Source organism: Coprococcus sp. HCN-4056 (assembly GCF_037892645.1).
Taxonomy (GTDB): Bacteria; Bacillota; Clostridia; order Lachnospirales; family Lachnospiraceae; genus Coprococcus; species Coprococcus ammoniilyticus.
The window spans coordinates 28,918-47,578 of sequence record NZ_JBBKBL010000002.1 but is presented as its reverse complement, the minus strand read 5'-3'; the positions used below and the strand labels follow the sequence as shown (position 1 = coordinate 47,578).

Genomic DNA, 18,661 nt, shown 5'->3' with positions numbered 1-18,661 from the left:
GGCTCCTTTTGGCATAACATATATTCATTAATATATCATTTTTTCAGCATGAAGTAAACCGCTGCACACGGAAATGATCGAAGTCCTGCGTCAGTTTTTCAAAACGGGACAAATAGCAGAACGACAAATGCTGCAACCAACAGCACTCCCAAAAGTACTCCACAAATGATCTTCCATTTCGTATTCTTAGACAGAATCATACATATTAGAACAATCAACACTCCTGCCATATCGATCCCGACATCGATCATTTTTCCGCTCCTGCCCGGAACCAATAACTGATGCATCTCATCCGAACATGCATATAATAACGAAATTAAGACAGCTATGCTTCTGTTATAAAATCTGCTCTGGCTCATGGATATCTTCACCGTTGCCAGATATGAAAGTAAGAACAGGATCGCATATTCTGTCATATGTGCAGTCTTTCTTATAACAAGCTCCAGAATATCTTGTAGATTCTGCATCTCCTGCGGTGAATCCTGCCGTACCTTTTCCAAGAGATTTGTTATAAACAAACTGATCTTCCCACTCTGTCCGGAGGATTCCTGTCCGGTCTTTCCTGACATATAGAATATAAATACCATCCATATGATAACCGGAATTATATAAAGAAACTTTTTTTTACTTTCTGCTGTATTCTGCTTTCTTTTTCCTGATGAGAACTTACTGTTTGCCGATCTGTCTGTATTTTTATTTGCTTTTCTATTTGTTGTTCTTGATCCGCCTGAAGTTTTAGCTTTATTTGCATTTGTGGATTTTGCTTTATTTGTTGAATTATTCTTCTGCATCTCTGTCTAAATCCTTTTCTGATATGTTCATTCGACTCATTCTTTATTCTTTTACCTTACTGTTCTTTCATCTTGCCATTTCTTCTCCCGTGTTTTTCTAAAATAATTTACTTTGGTCAAATTATCCAAAAAATAATATTCAAACATCCCGTATACCTTTATAATAGCTGCTTTTTTTCAGCAGATTTCACATTGTCGAAAAATGGCGGATTTGATAAAATTTCAAAAGAGCGTAACTTGTATTCTATTGTACTACAAAAAGAAGAATTTTGCTCACAAAAACAAAAATGGGAGGACATTATATGTTTAACAAAAATAAGAGGACGAAGAAATTTTCCGATCTCCTGATTCCAGGCATTATATTGATAATCATCGGGATCGTATTTGCCTTTCAGGGAATCCGGGATTACAGCAAACTGAATGGGGATCTGCTCAATCTGAATACCGCATCTGAAAAGGATCTGGATGCCGGAAAATATGTAGAGATTGATGTTGACTATGCTTTTTATTCTTTCTGTGAGAATGTTGAAACTACAAATTATGTATTCAAAAGAACAACAGACCAGTATTATCTGATAAGTGCACTTAAAGACAACGAATACTACATTGGACTGAATATTGCTGAATCAAAAAAGTCTGAGCTTGAAGCTTTATCCGATTACACCTGGTCCCAGTCAGGTGCAGATCCGGGTACATTACACTACATCGGCAAATTATGCAAATCAGACAGTGAGATTATGGGATATATGAGAAATTATATCTACGACATGTATGAATCTGCCTATGATATCACTCTTACCTCCACAGAAAAAGCTACACTGGATTCTTATATGCTTCCATACTATATTAAGATCATGACAAAAGAGGGATGCCGTACATCTATCATTATTGGTCTTGTAGTTCTCGGTCTTGGTATCCTGCTCATTATATTAGGTATTATCCGTCACAAGAACACTGTATACGGTCCGGATATCCAGCCAGAACCATATACCGGTGCTTATGGCAATCCAACAACTCCTGATATGAACACTAGCATGAATTCAGGCTATGCCGATCCCAATGCACAGGAGCCAACGACTCCATTTTCAGATAACAATACATCTGAAGCAACCACAAGCGGCTTAGATCCTGACACCTTTGATGGCGATGGAACTTCATCTTTTAAATTGAAAGACTAACACAAAATCCGACTGATGGGAAATTCCTGTCAGCCGGATTTTTTATTAGAGTGTATTATATATTTACTTCTTAATTAGTGTTCTGTGCTATTCTGCACGATCATTCATAGAATGATTAACCGAAGTATCTCTTTAAGAGACCTTCAAATGCCTTTCCATGTCTTGCCTCATCCCTTGCCATCTCATGAACAGTATCATGGATTGCATCCAGATTCAGTGCTTTTGCACGTTTTGCAAGATCTGTCTTACCGGCAGTTGCACCATGCTCTGCTTCTACTCTCATCTCAAGGTTCTTCTTTGTTGAATCTGTAACTACTTCACCAAGAAGCTCTGCAAACTTAGCTGCATGCTCTGCTTCTTCATAAGCTGCCTTCTCCCAGTAATTACCAATCTCAGGATAGCCTTCTCTGAATGCTACACGAGCCATTGCAAGGTACATACCAACTTCTGAACATTCGCCCTGGAAGTTTGCTCTTAAATCTTCCATGATATCTTCCGGTGCACCCTGTGCTACACCTACAACATGCTCAGATGCCCATGTCTTATCATCACTCTGTTTGATAAACTTCTCAGCAGGTGCCTTACATACAGGGCACTGTGCAGGAGCTTCTTCTCCTTCATATACATATCCACATACACTACATACAAACTTTGCCATAATTAAAATCTCCTTTGCTTTTTGCTATTATTATTCTTATTGAGAAACGTTATCAATTTCTATGATTCTATTTTACACAATTTTTGATAAATGTCAATAGTTATTAGGAATGATTCTCAATTATTTTTTTATTTAATCAAACTTTGTTCCGGCTATCCTTATTCTGTAAGAAGCTGTTTATCTGTGTTCTCCAAGGAAGAACAATGCCAGTGTTCCCGGACCCGAATGTGCTCCGATCACCGGACCGACATAGGATATCGTGATCCTGTCATTTCCGAACCGCTCTTTAATAATAGAAGCAAGTTTCTCTGCATCTTCTATACAATCACCATGACTGATAAAAATATCCTGATCTTCCGGATGTACCGCCAGCTTCTCCATCCGGTTTGCAAGCTCTGTGATCGCTGCTTTTCTTCCTCTGACCTTACTTACATTGATCAGATGTCCCTCGTCATCCACATGCAGGATCGGCTTGATCGACAGCATTGTGCCAACTGTCGCTGTCACACCGGATACTCGTCCGCCTCTTTTTAAGAAAAACAGATCGTCTACTGTAAACCAGTGACACAGTTTTAATTTTATATCTTCGATATACTGTGCATTTTCTTCCAGACCTTTTCCTTCATCTCTTGCCTGACATGCTTTGTATACCAAAAGTCCCTGTCCCATAGATGCCGCAAGAGTATCAACACTGACCATCTTTCGTTCCGGATACTCCTCCATCAATTCCTGACCGGCCATATACACGGTCTGATAAGTAGAACTAAGCCCGGATGAAAAGCCCAGATATAAGATATCTTTCTTCTGATTAAATAAAGCTTCTATTGCCTCCGATGCCTGCGAGATATTTGCTGCAGAAGTCTTGATATTTGCCCCATTCCTTAATTTGCTATATACTTTCTCAATATCTGCCTGATCATTATGAAAACTTCCCTCGCCCTCAACAATAAAATCAAGCTGTAAGATCTCCAGTTGATATTTCTTCACGATATCATCCGGCAGATCACAGGATGAATCTGTCAATATAACATAATCATTCATTTTAACATCCTCCATTACCATTTTATGGCAAATATGGTTTTTAAAACCACATGATATATTTTACCAAATCGCTATGTAAAGTATACCACACCTTATAAACAGGCACAACAAAAAGGTGCTGACATATAATCTGTTCTGATATATATATCAACACCTTTTCATTAATTCTATGTTTTAATTATCTGTATGTTACCATTAAAGACTCTGTAAGTCCTGTACTCTTCTGGTACATAACAACGATCACATCTGAATATTTCTTACTTAATGTAATCTTCTTGGAATAACTGGATTTATTTACATTATAATATTTGCTTCCACCATTATATACGCTGACTGACTTAATGGTCCATCCCTTTTTAGCCTTTACGCTCAGTGTCTTCTTTGATACTTTCTTTGAAGTATAGGTGTAAGTATTCTTTGCAAAGCTTGATGTATAATTCTTGCTTCCAATCTTGATTGAACTTACAGGATTGGTATATTTCTTTACAGTAAATGTAGTTTTCAGCTTAACACCCTTTACTGTACATGTAATAGTTGCCTTACCAGCTTTCTTTCCATAGTCTACACGAATATATCCATCTTTGGCTGATACTTTCATGTTCTTGTTTGAACATTTTAACTTTTTGATCTGAGATGCCTTTGTACATCCCATGATACTGATAACACCGGATGCCTGAGTTACACGTCCCGGCTTATAGGAAACGACTCTGTCACTATACGGGTTAATATACACAGTCTTACTGGTTGCAGCGCTGACATCCTTCATGCTTGTTGCAGGTACTGCTAATAATGTGAATACCATTGCAAGGGCTAAAAATGCAGCTAATAATCTCTTTGTTGCTTTTTTCATTTTTCTACTACCTCCATAAAATCATCTTTTATCCGGCGGCATTCTGACCTCTCATCTGTATGCCCCAAATTTAGTTTTATTTTATACTATTTCCCATTTTTTTACAATAGGTGCAACGTATTTTAATCTTAATTTAACGCACTTTATTCTTCTTTCCCGTACCATTTAAAGAAACGTTTTGCATACTTCTCTGCCTTGTTCCTTGAAAAGTTAAATCCACGGATCGCACCTTTTTCTTTATAGGTATCCCGAATTCCATTAAAATACCATTCCATTCTGTTATACGAGAATCCCTTGATATCCTTATAATTATTATATTTGTTATAATAATCGTCGTATTGGTAGTTATCGTACTCGTAGTAATCATCATCCTGTCCCGTCATATAGTTATCTACAATGAACTCATATACTTCTTCCGCTCCATCTGCACCAAGTGACGTCACATACCGGAAATCCACATCCTTCGGATCCTGATTTTCCAGATTATATCTGGCAACCAGATAAGCCGGACGAAGGAACGATACGATGATATATACAGTAACGATCACAAACATCGAATAACGTACCAGCGGGAAATGGTCAGTATAGATTCTGACGATCACTCCTGCAAGTACCACAGCAAGAACAGCCAGTGCTGCAAACACCAGTATTCTCATATAAGTAAGATCATATGCTTTGATATACATAGTCATACGAAGCGCCGAGGATGCGATCATCACATAGGTACAGGCTGACATAATAGTCAGTACGATATTAAGCACTGTGCTTTTACGAAAGATTGCATGACAGATCAGCACCAGTATCACATTCAGCACCGATACGAACATAAGCTGGAAGAATCCCTGTCTGGCATATTCCGCATAAGTCATATCATCCGGCAGTGACATATTATTTGTAAACAGATATAGGATCTGGATCACTGAAAACAACAGATACACCAGGGTAAGCAGTCCCATTGCCGTGATCGCAATGATCGGTTCATGTGTTCCTTCTTTTGTCTGTCTGTGATATCTGCTTCCAAACGGTGCTGACACAATGATACCATATGTAAATAATAACGCCGCAAATGCAAATACAAGAAACCAGATTGCATCCCATGATAGGAAAATATTTCCAAGTAATGTTTCAACTGCATCTCCAAAGATCTGATCTGCACTGGAAAGCAGGCTGATCATTACGAACAGCAACGGAATCGCAACGACAACACCGATCAGAATATAGACAAATTTCGCACGTTTTCTTGCATTTTCATGTTCTCTGTTATATTGTCTGTAGTCTGAGAAAAAACGGTCAAAACAGGTAAACGGCTCTGCCATCTTCTCGATAACCGTAAGACCATATTCGACAAATCCCATGTTTTTAAGATCATCAAAATACCGGAGAAGCCCTGCACACACAAGGAATAAAATGCAAAGATGATCCAAAACGATCAAAAATGAATCATCGGTCCTGCAAACTGATACCCCAAGCAAAAGGATACCTGCATAATGCGGAATCAGCTTCGTCTGCTTTCCAAAAAGTTTCCCAAAAGATAACGATTCTCCGTCATTTACCGGCAGATTCTTCTCATGGCGCATGATACTGAAACTCATAAACAAAACGGTCATAACTGCCATGAATACAGCACAGATACTTGCATAATTCCGGTACATCAGCACACTGTAGATCATGGCATAACCAAACGCAAAACCGCCAAAAATCTCAAACCGTTCGGGCGATACCCCCGGTCTTGATCTTCTCGGCTTATAATCGTAATTTGACTGCCATCCAAAATTTGGCGGCACATTATTATAGTTTGATTGTCCTCCAAAATTCGGTGGTACATTATTATAGTTTGGCTGTCCTCCAAAGTTTGGTGGCACATTATTATAGTTTGGCTGTCCTCCAAAGTTTGGTGGCACATTATTATAGTTTGGCGGTACATTATTATAATTCGGCTGTTCTCCAAAATTTGGCGGTGTATTATTTATATCCATATTAAGTAACCTCCCATTCCTTCCTGTAACAAAAAATCCTACATCCATAGTTTCATGTTACCTGTTTTTTGTCAAGTGAATATTTGTTAATATACTTATATAGCAAAAACGCCAACTCTCCTGATAACTTTGTAAAATAAAAACTTCCGGATAGGAACCTCTGTTTTACAATACAAGGTCATATCCGGAAGTTTTTCCTTTATATTCTCTTACTGATATTTTAATTTTTCATCTTCAAACTCTTCCAAACGCTGTCTGTATGCTTCCATAATAACGGATTCATACGCAAGAACCGGTTCTTTTATACCAAGTAATTGCATCAGATATTTCACAAACAACGGATTCATAATAAGAAATGGTCCAACTGTATATGTTGCAAAGAAATTCTTTCTCTTCAAACCTTCTTGTTTTATTCCCGGATGAAAACCATCCCCGCGAATCACATCATAGAAATAATCCTTTGAATTATCTCCATAAGAATGACTGAACTGCGCTTTAAAACCAACCAGCTTTATATCTTCATACTGTCCAAATACAAGAGAATGATATCTATGCATCATATCTCTCTTTGCATAGGTATTAAAAATACCAAGTCCTTCTATTCGACTTCCATCTTCATTCTCAATGTACTGTTCAACGATCTCGACTGCATTCCCGGTAAAGAGAAATACTGTTCCAGCCTCGATTTGCTCTTCCAGCTCTTTCTTATATGGTTTCAATGCCTGAATCGCCAATTCCTGCTGATTCTCTGTCATTGCTCCCATATATACAAGGTTTGCCCTGCCCTCTGTAAATGCCGGTTTATCATATAAGCCGGTATAAATAACTGTTGCCTCCGGCATACAGTCTTTTAAATAATTTACGTTCTGTAATTCACCGAAAAGATTGGCAAATTCTCCATATAGAACTTCTATTGTAATATCTGTTCCCATTTGTTATGCCTCTCTTTCCTTCAAATATTGTTTCAGATTATCCCGAAGTACAAGCGCTGTATCATTTTCATGAATATCATGAAGAATGTATACACTGTCTGTTCCATCCAGATTCAGGGATTTATATGCACCTGCTTCATCCGTTGTCTCTTTGATCTTTTCTTCCGGAACCCCGGCCATCATTAAACGGAGCTTATAATCTTTCGTCCGCAGACCACCTATTACAATGTTCGTAATATTCGGCTGATTTAAGAACTCAAAATCCGTATCAAAGATCCATGTCATATTTTCAGATGAATTTTTCCGGTCAAATATATCTTCCAGCAAAAGAATGACCTCTTTATTTCCCGGTTCCTTAGACACATAATCAAATACACAGGAACATGCAATTGGATTCTGTCCTTTTGCCATATTGGTCACTATCGTGATCCCATCCACTGTACTTCTGGAATATCTCGATTCCACAATATTAAGATTCTGGATCGCGTTCCGGATCTGCTCACCTGTCAAACCAAATTCACGAAGAGCGGTAACTGCAGTCAACTCATTGTACAGATTAAATGTACTGTTACTGATCATCGGATACTGTTCCCTGCTCTCATTATGTGTAACTGTTATTACTTTGTTCTCATAATCAACATCTGCCTTATAATCGCCTTCCGGTGACGTATATCCACAGAACTCACAGACAGCTTTTCCAATATGATGATACCGGACATAGTTATATTTTAATTTATGATGACACTTTGGACAGATCCGCATATCATTGATCAGATTAATACATTCCTCCCGGTCAGATGGAAGTCTGTTGATTGAAAAGTATGTTTTTTCATTTTCCGATCCAAGATTTGAACTAATCAGATCATCCGCATTTAAGATCAGATGTGATTCTTTTGGCATATTATTATTGATAAAGTTAAAAATAAACTCCGGGTTTGCATTTCTCTGAATGGAATCACGGAACAGGTTCGTACATACCGCATATGTTGGCTTTACATATGGATAGATCAGCTTTGAACTTCTTTCATCGACTTCAAATACTGCATATTCTTTCTTTGCCTTTCCTGTCAGAGTACTTCCTGCGATCAATGAACTCGCTACTCCAGCATTCACATTAGAACCAGCACGGTTGTTCAAAACGTCATAGCCATTTGCCTCCAAAATATCTATGATCATATTACATACTGTTGTCTTGCCGTTGGTTCCTGTTACTGTTATGATCGTTTTCGGTTTATCTATACATCCCATGAAATCCGGACAAAGCTTGACTGCCAGCTTTCCCGGAAAATAACTTGCGTTCATCTTCAACATTCTCTGCATGGTTCTTGCCAGTTTGCCCATGAACAAAGCAAAAAAGAACCTTACATTCTTTTTATACATCTAGCTACCTCATTTCATATCTGTAAATTATCATTAGTATGTCCATTTAAGCCACATATAATATAACCACTTATTCAAAAATATGTCAATCAATTTGAACTATTTATTCGGTTTATTTCGCCAACACCCTCTTTTACTTAAAAATGGCATCTGCCGGATCAGGCAGATGCCAACTTGTTTTTTTCAATATCGAGGGTTTCTTTTATTCTTCCTCATTCACCTGTGAAAGCTTGGCTGCCTGGTCTGCTGCGATCAGACTGTCGATAATCTCATTCAGATCACCGTTTAAGATCTGTTCCAGCTTATACAAGGTGAGTTTGATTCTGTGATCGGTTACACGGCCTTCCGGGAAGTTATAAGTACGAATCTTCTCTGAACGATCTCCGGTTCCGATCTGGCTCTTACGGTCTGCAGCTTCTGCATCATGCTGCTTCTGAAGCTCCATATCATACAGCTTGGAACGGAGCAGCGCAAATGCCTTCGCCTTATTCTGAAGCTGGGACTTCTCGGTCTGGCTGTAAATCACGATACCGGTTGGTATATGTGTCAGACGAACGGCTGAATCTGTTGTATTGACACACTGACCACCGTTACCGGATGCTCGCATGACATCGATACGGATATCATTTTCATTGATCTCTACATCAACTTCCTCTGCTTCTGGCATAACTGCAACTGTTACAGTTGAGGTATGGATTCTTCCGCCAGACTCTGTCTTCGGGATTCTCTGTACACGGTGAACTCCACTCTCATATTTCATCTTGGAATATGCACCATCACCTGTGATCATGAATACCGCTTCCTTGAAACCACCGATTCCATTCTCATTCACGCTCATCAGTTCTACTTTCCATTTGAACTGATCAACGTATTTCTGATACATTCTGTAGATCTCATATGCAAATAATGCGGCTTCATCTCCGCCTGCACCTGCACGGATCTCGACGATAACATTCTTGGAATCGTTCGGATCTTTTGGAAGAAGCAGAATCTTTAATTCATTTTCCGTCTTTTCTACTGTTGCCTTTGCTTCATTTAATTCTTCCTTCGCCATTTCACGAAGCTCTTCATCATTTTCTTCTTCTAACATAAGCAGACTGTCTTCGATCGTCTGTTTTGCATCTTTATATTCTTTGTACTTTTCTACGATAGGAGTCAGTTCACTCTGCTCCTTCATTAATTTGCGGAATTTGTTCTGATCAGATACGATATCCGGATCTGTCAACTGGTTATTTAATGTATCAAGTCTGTCTACTAAATCTTCTAATTTATCAAACATAATAATCCTCCTGCAGCACATGCTCATTTCCTGTTCATGTGTCTGTTAATATATCCAGCCTTTTTTCAGGCTTTTCTTCCAATTACAACCCTGTCATTTTCTGCGAGGTCTTTCACTACGCGTACATCTTCAAAATGCTTATCTACAAGGAGCTGCTGCACATCATGTGCCTGATGATTACCAATTTCAAATAAAATATATCCTTTTTCATTTAAATAACTCTCCGCATTTTCTATAATTGCTCTGTAAAACTTCAATCCGTCCGCATCGCCGTCCAATGCCAGCCTCGGCTCATAATCCCGAACCTCCGGCATCAATCCGTCAATCACTTTGCTCTCTATATATGGTGGGTTGGACAGGATCATATCATATCTTTTATCTATCTTATCAAATAAATCTGATTTTATAACAGTATAATCAGATACTTCTAATCGTTTCGCATTTTTTGTCGTAAGTGCGATCGCGGAATCTGAGATATCACACAGATCTATATGAATATTCTGATTCATAAGTGCTACCGACAATCCAATGCACCCGGAACCACAGCACATATCCAGCACAGACATCTTATCAGAATGTATGTCCTGAATCAAGCGGTTTGCCTGTTCCACCAGAACTTCTGTGTCAAATCTTGGAATCAGTACATCCGGTGCAGTCTCAAAATCATACCCCATAAAGCACTGTATGCCTGTTATATATTGTAACGGAATACGTTTTGACCTTTTATCGATCAACGCTTCATAGGAAGAACGAATTGTTTCGGTAACATCTTCCTGCCGGTTCATAATATATGCCATCTTATCCTGCTTTGATACAAAGAGCCATAATAACTCTGCATCGATATCTGCATCCGGCACATTATGTTCGTTCAGTTTTTCTTTTCCTGCTGTTACAAGCTGATACTGAGTCATACGTCTATTTCCTTTTACATTCACTGGCATCATTTCAACTTCTTAATCTTCGATCTCTCCACGCTTCATAGCGTCCTGATAAGCACGCCAGTCGATCACCGCTTCTACCGAACGAATTGCCACCTCACACATCTCAAGATCCGGTTCCTTCGTCGTAAGACGCTGTACCCACATACCGGGTACACTTAATATATTCGCAAGCTTTGAGTCACTTCTGCCTGCAAACATGATAAATTCATACGAGATTCCCGCAATAATCGGAACCAGAAGTACACGCGACAGCAATCGCAGCCACATAGACTTCACATTTATAAACATAAATACAATAATGCTTATGATCATAACGACTACCAAAAAACTGGTTCCACAGCGTTTATGGTATCTGGAATGTTTCTTTACATTTTCCGGAGTCAGCGGATCGCCTGCTTCAAAACAGTTGATCGTCTTATGCTCTGCACCATGATACATAAATACACGTTTGATATCCTTCATCAATGATATTAATACTACATATGCAAGAAAGATCACCAACCGAAGCACACCTTCCGCTACCGCTATCAATACATTGCTTTTTGTCACATGCTCAAGCAGTCCTGCAATAAATGCCGGAAGCAGCATGAATAATGCGATCGCAATGGCAAGTGATACAATAACGGTTCCGATCATCATCAGATCATCTCCTGTACTGCTTTCTTTTTTATTGTTTTTACTGCCGTTCTCACCTGAACCGCTTCCATTATTACTTTCTGTATCTGACAACCTGGAATCATCTTTATTTTCACTCTTTCCAGTCGGTTCTTCCTCTTCATAAAAATCGGCTGAATATGTCAGCGTTTTAACTCCAATTACCAGCGACTCAAAGAAATTAACCACTCCACGAAGAATCGGCAATTTCAGGATTTTATATTTTTCACCTATCGGTGTATAGCTTTCTACTTTAACTTCAATTTCCTGATCCGGCTTTCTGACTGCTACTGCGTACTGATCCTCGTATTTCATCATTACGCCTTCGATCACCGCCTGACCACCTATTCTGGCTCTTTTCAAATTCTATACCTCGTAAAATTGTTTCCTAAAACAAAAATAGGCTGAGATTAAAAGCTTTAACCTCAACCTATCATCCTTTTTATTAGTTTGACTGTGAAACACCGTACTTACGGTTGAACATATCAATTCTACCACGAGCCTTAGCTGCCTTCTGCTGGCCTGTATAGAATGAATGACACTTTGAGCAAATTTCTACATGAATTTCTTCTTTTGTAGAACCTGTAACAAATTCGTTTCCGCAGTTACATACAACCTTTGCCTGATAATAATTTGGATGTATTCCTTCTCTCATTTAATCTCACCTCTTTATTATATTATTGATATATGAGAATAGGCCATCAGCCTCACTTCTTCATAAAACACAGCTTTTGTATTCTAACACAAACCGACATAGAAATGCAAGTGTTTTTTTATTTTCTTAATAATGATTTTTTAACATAATAGATAAACTCTTTATTATTCTTGGTTCGGACGAATAATTTCAGTACATCCTCCAGCATATCCTCTGCCTTATTACCGGATAATATCTTGTGAAGTGCGTATACAACTTCCTGTTCTTCCGGTGATAATAACAGATCATCCCGTCTGGTACTGGATTTTGCAATGTCGATTGCAGGGAAGATTCTCTTTTCTGCGAGCTTCCGGTCAAGCACCAGTTCCATATTACCGGTTCCTTTGAATTCCTCGAATACGACATCATCCATCTTGCTTCCTGTCTCAACCAGCGCTGTCGCAAGGATCGTAAGACTTCCACCCTCACGCATATTACGGGCAGCACCAAAGAATTTCTTCGGCATATGTAACGCCGCAGGATCAAGACCACCGGATAAGGTTCTTCCACTTGGTGGAACTGTAAGGTTGTACGCTCTTGCAAGTCTTGTAATACTGTCAAGTAAGATCACGACATCTTTCTTCTGCTCTACCAATCGTTTTGCACGTTCGATCACCATTTCCGATACACGCTTATGATGCTCCGGCAGCTCATCAAATGTCGAATAAATAACTTCTACATTTGGTCCCTCTATGGATTCCCTGATATCCGTTACTTCCTCCGGTCTTTCATCAATCAGAAGCACCAGCAAATGAATCTCACTGTATCTGGTACTGATACATTTTGCGATCTGTTTCAGCAAGGTTGTCTTACCTGTCTTTGGAGGGGAAACGATCATACCACGCTGTCCTTTACCGATCGGTGACAGCAGATCGATCATACGGATCGGAATCGGGCTGTCCTCCCCATCCATATTGATCCGTTCATTCGGGAAAATCGGCGTCAGATCTTCAAATGCTTTTCTTCCTGCAATGCTTGCAGGACTTTCTCCATTGACAGAAGCTACATATAATAATGCGCCAAACTTTTCTCCCTGCGTCTTTACGCGGATATTTCCCATTATGATATCTCCGGTCTTAAGTCCAAATCTACGGATCTGCGCCGGTGATACATAGATATCCTGATCTCCCGGCAGATAATTGGCACTTCTTATAAATCCATATCCTTCCTGCATTACTTCCAGGATTCCATGTGCCATCTTACCGCTGTCAAGCTCCGGTCCATTTGGTTCCTGCTGAGCAGATGATCCTTCCTGCCTGTTCTCAGGCTTCGTCTCCATTCTTACCTCTGCTTTTATCTCTGTATCTGCAGCCGTATTTTTTTCTTCTATAACTGATTTTTCATATGCTGCTTTCTTTTCTGATACTACAGAACTTTCAACAGCTACTTTTTTCTCTTCCATTGCAGACTTTTCAAGAACTGCTTTTTCCATATTCATTTCCAGCTTTGTCATCTCGGCTGCAAGCGGTTTGTTCTCCTGAACATGGTCTTTTCTTCCGTTATTTACAATTGGTGTATTGTTTCCATGATTGGAATTGTTATTTCTGTTATTATACCCCTGTGACCGATAGTCCTGTCTTTTTCCATTCCGGTTGGTCTGCCGTCCGGTATTGCTTCTATGCTGTCTTCTACCGGAATCTACTGATCTCTGTCCATTCTCAGCTCTGTTCCTGTCCACTTTCTTCACAGCATCTTCCGATTTTTCCTGTTGTTCTTCCTGCTCTGCTTCCGCAGGTTTTTCCGTCTGCTCTACCTTTTCTCGCTTTCGTACTTTTTCTGTCTTTTTTATCTTTTCTGCATCGTTTCTTCGTGGTTTTTCCTCATTTTTTTTCGTCGCAGGATCTGCTTCACCACTGTAATTCTTCTCAAGGAATTCGATCAGAGCCGGCTTACGAAGTGCTGATACACCCTTTATCTTATGCTCCTTTACGAATTGCTTCAATTCCTCTAATGATGCATTTCTAAAATCCATCTTCTACTCCTTCCGATTTTATCCGTTTTATTCAATTCACACACATTCTTATTCTTGGGGATTATCCTAATGAATTCTTTTCGAAACAGGTATATCAACTGTATGACTACCTGTGCATCCTGCTTATCAGATATCCGGATGCCATATGAGCGTTGTATTTAATAGCCTTAGTATAGCATAAAAAAAAGTTTTGTAAATCATTTTCTTTTCCGGGAACATTGCTTCATTGATTTTATGCTTTTGATATCTGGAAACAAAAAAAGCAGTGGAGACCGTATTGTCCGGTCTTTACCCACTGCATATAGCAATCTTATATATACTGGAGAAACATCCCGCACAGTCGTCACCCCCTGCTCCATCACTCCTTATTCTATATACAAATAAGTTGTATTTTGTAGAAACTCAAGATAGCAAACTGTACAGATTTGGTTAATATATCTCCTCTGCCAAATAACCCCAACCTCTGTTTCACTTATTTAATCTTAAACTTGACAAATGAATCCGATTTTCTCTTTGTAGAATAATGTACATATAGCCTGTATGTTCCAGGTGTCAGCTTTGATATATCATAATAGTCTGACAATCTATAATATCCCAATCGAGATGTGTGCGCAGGTACATAATTTATAATACCTAAATCAACATAATCCGGCAAATAATCTACATTTTTCCACTTACCATTTACATATTTTTGCAAATACCGACTAGTTGAATATCTTACTTTTTTATTCGACCCATTATACATTCTATATGTCAATATCCATGTTCTATTAGAGAAATTTATTTCAGATGCATTTACCTTTTTTCCATTATATTTCTTTTCCCTAATTCTCTTCTTAATAGTAAGATTTATTTTATATTTAACCTTTCCATTAATCTTTGCTTTAATCGTACATGTTCCTGTTATGCCATTTGTATCAATTCCAATCCTCGTTCCATCCTTTTCAATTTTGGTAACCATAACCATTTCTTTATTCGAAACAATCCACTTGGCTTTTACCAGATTTTTAGGCACTTTCATTTCGTATCCGCTATATGTATACACTATAAGTTTTTTTGTCTTAACCGTATTGCAAACAGCATCCTTCTCTTTGGCCTGGTTTATACTTGACGATATTACTATGGACATAACAAGCACTACGCTTAAAATATAACTTATTATTTTTTTCATATATAATCCTCCCGAATTAATTGACTGCTTTTGCAGACAACACCTTTGAAAAAGGGGTATATTTATAACCACTTCCATATTTCATAGCACCCCTCACCTTATAATAATAAGTTGTTCCCGCAGTTACATTTTTGTCAGTAAATTCATTCGATTCATAATTATAAGAATCATCACATTTAATTGTTTTTATTTCAGTGTATTTTCCATCTTTGCTTGTTGCTCTATATATCTGGATTATCTCTGGTCCATATAAATCCACCATATCCCAGTATATTTTTATTTTTTTACCTGAAGCTGCTTTTACATTTGTCAACTTAATTCTGCTATTCTTAAACTCAGTATATTTGGCATATTCTACTGCCAGACCTGCATTTAGAAATCCACAGTTAAAATAAGAACTTTTTATCTTCGTAGAACTGTCATATAACAGCTTTCTTATTTCTGATGGTTCCAGTATAGGATTGACGCATAACATCAATCCAACTGTAGAAGAAACAAGCGGTGTTGAGTATGAAGTTCCTTTATATGTATTTTTAGTATAATACCCATTATCACCTGTGTTTGTTGAAATAAAGCCTGTGGCTGGAGCAACTATATTAACCCATGTACCATAATTAGAATCAATCCATTTTTTATTAATACTTTTTCCCTCTGTTCCTCCTACACCAATAACATTGTCTATAGAAGCCGGAAAAATCTTATTATTTGTACTCTCATTTCCTGCCGCAGCTACAACTACAACACCTGCTTTTTCTGCTTTATTAATTACTTTTTGGTAACTACTACTATATTTATACTCGCCAAGGCTCAAATTGATAACCTCAGCACCTGAATTTATGGCATAGTCAATTCCTTTTATTATATCAGCATGATCAATCCACGGAGTAATTCCATCTGGATCCCGAAAGTCCCCATTAAAATCTCCTCCATGTGAAACCTTGATCGGTATAACTCTACAATTAGCATTATCCCATCCCTTTGCCGCTCCTGCAATTCCTTTTGAGTTGTTTGCATTAGCTGCTATTATACCTGTCACAACAGTACCATGATTATTATCATATGGTTTCTCCAAATCTGACAATCTGACATAATTTCCATTCTTATCCTTCTGCGTGATATCGACAGCATATTTACTCACTATTGAGCCTTTTAGATCAGGGTGTTTTATATTACATCCAGTATCTACTACTGCAATCCATATATCATAACAGCCTGTTGTATCAGCGCAATCCCATGCGTCTTTGAAGTTGCATGTGTCCAAATAATACTGCTTACCACTATATGTATCATTTACTTCACCTGTAAGTCCTGCTGCTTCACATTTAATATTTTCTTCAGCTTCTATAACACATTCAAATTGTTCAAATTCTTTCGCTGCACTTTCTACAGTTTGATCCAAATCAAGATTAACCTTTACCACAATATCAGTTTCATAATTTTCAAGTGCTCTCAGTCGTTCCTTTTTGCGTTCACTTAATGTTTCGTCTATTTCAAAATCATTGTCGAAAATTATCTCATAGGAATCAGAAATTCCACTTACTATTGCATCTATTTCTCCTTTTGAAGTATCCTTGTCAAATATTACAAGTTCCTCACCCGTTACATATCCAAGATTTTTATCGTTATCACGTTCCTCTCTTGCCACCTTGTACGCTTCAATCTTATCTTTAATATCAATATTTAACGTAGCATCAAATTCTTCTACTTTTTCTTCATCAACAACCTTCTCACTGAAATATGTATCAAGCACCTCTTTTACGCCAACATCAATAGCATCGCTCTCCTCATCCAGCTTATTTAATATTTTACCAGCTGTCTCACCGCTCTGTGTAGCTTTTTCTACCGCCTTATTTACGACACTCTGTTCCTTTCTGCTCAAATCTTTTATTTCTGGTATCATTTTCAAATCGTTTGTATCAATATAATTACCTTCACTTACCTTTAAGTCTCTTGCTTCATTTCCAGAACTTTTTTCCTGCCCTGTCACATTTTCGTCCGCTTTTGAAATATTATAAAAGTTCCCTATACTAGCAAATGCCATTACCACAGCAAGAATTGTTCCCATAAATCTTCTTTTAACCATTATCGTTTTTCTCTCTCCTTTGAATATAATAAAAAATAATTACATTATTAACCTATAGAATCGATACATTTTATATTGTATAATTACTAGCTCAATATCAATCTATCTAATGGTATCACTCCTTTCATATTTATATCATCTACTTCTTCAGTTGCATTTACCTATACTTTAAACTCAAAATAGATTGTCTATAAAATTATTCAATGAAGCAACATATCAAATTAAAATATTCTGTGGATTTCTGTACGAATATCACATTCATGTTTATGAATGTCCTGTTGTACCATATGAATGATATATTCCCCGCCCCATTTAGATAAATTATATAGAATTAATATTATATATTAAATTAACATATCATTATATATTTGTCAATTCAGAGGTTTAAAGTATATCCTTTGTCAGTGTAGAATTACAATACATTTTCTTTCACCGCAGCATTGCTTCATTGATTTTATGCTTTTCTTGTGATACATTTATTCTTACAAAACATACAAAGGATATTATTATGAATACTGAATCGATCGTCTTATACAAATTAATTATATTATACATGCTGGATCGTGTGGATTTCACACTGACCAATTCCCAGATTTCCGATTTTGTTCTGACAAAGGGATATACGAACTACTTCACGCTTCAGGAAGCCATTAATGGACTGATCGAGTGTGATTTTGTCTATGTCTCCATGATACGGTCTTCTTCCCATTATAAGATCACTGACAAGGGTGAAGAAGCCTTAAGCATGTTTGAAAACCGTATTCCATATGCTATTAAACAGGATATCCTGGACTATTTCGATAATCAGAAAATTAATCTGAAAAACGAATCTGAGATCTATGCCGATTATGCCTTAAATGATTATGGCGAATATGTCGTTACCTGTGTGATCAAGGATCGGAAAGAAACTCTGGTCGATCTGAAATTTAACGTACCAACAAAAACGCACGCCGTTGCTATCTGTGATAACTGGCGTGCGAAAAGTGCCGAAGTATATGACTATCTCGTCAATACTCTCTGGCTGTATTCTGATGATAAGGGCGAAAAACAGTCCTGATCAT

General features: G+C 37.9%; 16 protein-coding genes. 2 read left to right on the top strand and 14 right to left on the bottom strand.

Annotation, left to right across the window (positions count from 1 at the left end):
* Positions 1 to 98 precede the first annotated feature (98 nt).
* Positions 99 to 791 carry a VanZ family protein gene (locus tag WKT03_RS02675; RefSeq protein ID WP_118484093.1) on the bottom strand — a complete coding sequence of 231 codons (693 nt, stop codon included), beginning with the start codon at positions 789 to 791 and terminating at the stop codon, positions 99 to 101.
* Positions 792 to 1,093: 302 nt separating this feature from the next.
* Between WKT03_RS02675 and WKT03_RS02670 the strand changes: the two genes are divergently transcribed.
* The gene (locus WKT03_RS02670) at positions 1,094 to 1,969 is read left to right on the top strand and encodes a DUF6709 family protein (RefSeq protein ID WP_118675381.1); all 876 of its coding nucleotides are present in this window, start codon (positions 1,094 to 1,096) and stop codon (positions 1,967 to 1,969) included.
* Positions 1,970 to 2,084: 115 nt separating this feature from the next.
* Here the strand turns inward: WKT03_RS02670 and WKT03_RS02665 are convergent, their stop codons facing one another.
* The 13 genes from WKT03_RS02665 to WKT03_RS02605 all read right to left on the bottom strand — a co-directional run bounded on the left by WKT03_RS02665 (position 2,085) and on the right by WKT03_RS02605 (position 17,600).
* On the bottom strand, positions 2,085 to 2,627 hold the full coding sequence (locus WKT03_RS02665; RefSeq protein WP_008400622.1) for an NADH peroxidase: 543 nt from the start codon (positions 2,625 to 2,627) through the stop codon (positions 2,085 to 2,087).
* A gap of 177 nt (positions 2,628 to 2,804) precedes the next feature.
* Positions 2,805 to 3,668: a DegV family protein gene (locus WKT03_RS02660; protein ID WP_117822580.1), complete on the bottom strand. Its 864-nt coding sequence runs from the start codon at positions 3,666 to 3,668 to the stop codon at positions 2,805 to 2,807.
* 178 nt (positions 3,669 to 3,846) lie between these two features.
* On the bottom strand, positions 3,847 to 4,518 hold the full coding sequence (locus tag WKT03_RS02655; RefSeq protein WP_117807478.1) for a hypothetical protein: 672 nt from the start codon (positions 4,516 to 4,518) through the stop codon (positions 3,847 to 3,849).
* Between the two features lie 143 nt (positions 4,519 to 4,661).
* Complete coding sequence (locus WKT03_RS02650; RefSeq protein ID WP_182428113.1) at positions 4,662 to 6,494, bottom strand: DUF4153 domain-containing protein; 1,833 nt, start codon at positions 6,492 to 6,494, stop codon at positions 4,662 to 4,664.
* A gap of 209 nt (positions 6,495 to 6,703) precedes the next feature.
* Positions 6,704 to 7,426, bottom strand: coding sequence for a hypothetical protein (locus tag WKT03_RS02645; protein WP_021944163.1), 723 nt, complete (start codon positions 7,424 to 7,426; stop codon positions 6,704 to 6,706).
* Between the two features lie 3 nt (positions 7,427 to 7,429).
* A complete protein-coding gene (locus WKT03_RS02640) occupies positions 7,430 to 8,806 on the bottom strand; it encodes a Mur ligase family protein (RefSeq protein ID WP_021944162.1) in 1,377 nt (458 codons plus the stop codon).
* Between the two features lie 202 nt (positions 8,807 to 9,008).
* Positions 9,009 to 10,085: a peptide chain release factor 1 gene (gene prfA / locus WKT03_RS02635; RefSeq protein ID WP_008400612.1), complete on the bottom strand. Its 1,077-nt coding sequence runs from the start codon at positions 10,083 to 10,085 to the stop codon at positions 9,009 to 9,011.
* Between the two features lie 65 nt (positions 10,086 to 10,150).
* Positions 10,151 to 11,029, bottom strand: coding sequence for a peptide chain release factor N(5)-glutamine methyltransferase (gene prmC / locus WKT03_RS02630; RefSeq protein ID WP_117784768.1), 879 nt, complete (start codon positions 11,027 to 11,029; stop codon positions 10,151 to 10,153).
* Positions 11,030 to 11,038: 9 nt separating this feature from the next.
* The gene (locus tag WKT03_RS02625; RefSeq protein WP_021944160.1) at positions 11,039 to 12,043 is read right to left on the bottom strand and encodes a DUF1385 domain-containing protein; all 1,005 of its coding nucleotides are present in this window, start codon (positions 12,041 to 12,043) and stop codon (positions 11,039 to 11,041) included.
* Between the two features lie 82 nt (positions 12,044 to 12,125).
* Positions 12,126 to 12,335 (bottom strand): 50S ribosomal protein L31, encoded by a 210-nt coding sequence (rpmE, locus tag WKT03_RS02620; RefSeq protein WP_008400609.1) that lies wholly within the window; start codon positions 12,333 to 12,335, stop codon positions 12,126 to 12,128.
* Between the two features lie 118 nt (positions 12,336 to 12,453).
* Positions 12,454 to 14,346 carry a transcription termination factor Rho gene (rho, locus tag WKT03_RS02615; RefSeq protein ID WP_340390887.1) on the bottom strand — a complete coding sequence of 631 codons (1,893 nt, stop codon included), beginning with the start codon at positions 14,344 to 14,346 and terminating at the stop codon, positions 12,454 to 12,456.
* A gap of 472 nt (positions 14,347 to 14,818) precedes the next feature.
* Positions 14,819 to 15,517 carry an immunoglobulin-like domain-containing protein gene (locus WKT03_RS02610; protein ID WP_340390886.1) on the bottom strand — a complete coding sequence of 233 codons (699 nt, stop codon included), beginning with the start codon at positions 15,515 to 15,517 and terminating at the stop codon, positions 14,819 to 14,821.
* Positions 15,518 to 15,533: 16 nt separating this feature from the next.
* Complete coding sequence (locus tag WKT03_RS02605) at positions 15,534 to 17,600, bottom strand: S8 family peptidase (protein ID WP_340390885.1); 2,067 nt, start codon at positions 17,598 to 17,600, stop codon at positions 15,534 to 15,536.
* Between the two features lie 508 nt (positions 17,601 to 18,108).
* Between WKT03_RS02605 and WKT03_RS02600 the strand changes: the two genes are divergently transcribed.
* Positions 18,109 to 18,657: a DUF4364 family protein gene (locus tag WKT03_RS02600; RefSeq protein WP_021944158.1), complete on the top strand. Its 549-nt coding sequence runs from the start codon at positions 18,109 to 18,111 to the stop codon at positions 18,655 to 18,657.
* The last annotated feature ends 4 nt before the right edge of the window (positions 18,658 to 18,661 follow it).

Coding starts and splice junctions, on each gene's coding strand:
- WKT03_RS02645 (WP_021944163.1), bottom strand. CDS start 7,426: ATGGGAACAGATATTACAATAGAAGTTCTATATGGAGAATTTGCCAAT.
- WKT03_RS02660 (WP_117822580.1), bottom strand. CDS start 3,668: ATGAATGATTATGTTATATTGACAGATTCATCCTGTGATCTGCCGGAT.
- WKT03_RS02670 (WP_118675381.1), top strand. CDS start 1,094: ATGTTTAACAAAAATAAGAGGACGAAGAAATTTTCCGATCTCCTGATT.
- WKT03_RS02650 (WP_182428113.1), bottom strand. CDS start 6,494: ATGGATATAAATAATACACCGCCAAATTTTGGAGAACAGCCGAATTAT.
- rpmE (WP_008400609.1), bottom strand. CDS start 12,335: ATGAGAGAAGGAATACATCCAAATTATTATCAGGCAAAGGTTGTATGT.
- WKT03_RS02600 (WP_021944158.1), top strand. CDS start 18,109: ATGAATACTGAATCGATCGTCTTATACAAATTAATTATATTATACATG.
- WKT03_RS02665 (WP_008400622.1), bottom strand. CDS start 2,627: ATGGCAAAGTTTGTATGTAGTGTATGTGGATATGTATATGAAGGAGAA.
- rho (WP_340390887.1), bottom strand. CDS start 14,346: ATGGATTTTAGAAATGCATCATTAGAGGAATTGAAGCAATTCGTAAAG.
- WKT03_RS02655 (WP_117807478.1), bottom strand. CDS start 4,518: ATGAAAAAAGCAACAAAGAGATTATTAGCTGCATTTTTAGCCCTTGCA.
- prfA (WP_008400612.1), bottom strand. CDS start 10,085: ATGTTTGATAAATTAGAAGATTTAGTAGACAGACTTGATACATTAAAT.
- WKT03_RS02640 (WP_021944162.1), bottom strand. CDS start 8,806: ATGTATAAAAAGAATGTAAGGTTCTTTTTTGCTTTGTTCATGGGCAAA.
- prmC (WP_117784768.1), bottom strand. CDS start 11,029: ATGATGCCAGTGAATGTAAAAGGAAATAGACGTATGACTCAGTATCAG.
- WKT03_RS02610 (WP_340390886.1), bottom strand. CDS start 15,517: ATGAAAAAAATAATAAGTTATATTTTAAGCGTAGTGCTTGTTATGTCC.
- WKT03_RS02605 (WP_340390885.1), bottom strand. CDS start 17,600: ATGGTTAAAAGAAGATTTATGGGAACAATTCTTGCTGTGGTAATGGCA.
- WKT03_RS02675 (WP_118484093.1), bottom strand. CDS start 791: ATGCAGAAGAATAATTCAACAAATAAAGCAAAATCCACAAATGCAAAT.